Here is a 223-nt window from a genome sequence, read left to right as displayed (position 1 = left end):
TTGCGCTTCATCAGGCCGTCGAGGATGCGGATCAGGTCGCCGCGCACGGTGCAGCAGATGCACCCGTTGTTCATCTCGAATACTTCCTCGTCGGCGCCGACAACGAGCTCGTTGTCGATGCCGATCTCGCCGAACTCGTTCACGATGACGGCATATTTCTTGCCGTGGGGTTCGGTGAGGATCCGGTTGAGAAGGGTGGTCTTGCCGGCGCCGAGATAGCCTG

1 protein-coding gene is annotated in these 223 nt (G+C 60.5%); it reads right to left on the bottom strand.

Annotated elements, in window-relative coordinates; genetic code table 11:
• Positions 1–223: CobW family GTP-binding protein (locus E4K09_RS14775; protein ID WP_280177467.1), on the bottom strand; the 223-nt coding region annotated here is incomplete at both ends.

Source organism: Microvirga pakistanensis, from assembly GCF_004458765.1.
Classification (GTDB): domain Bacteria; phylum Pseudomonadota; class Alphaproteobacteria; order Rhizobiales; family Beijerinckiaceae; genus Microvirga; species Microvirga pakistanensis.
Note: the sequence above shows the minus strand (reverse complement) of the source record. Positions and strands in the feature narration are given on the sequence as shown.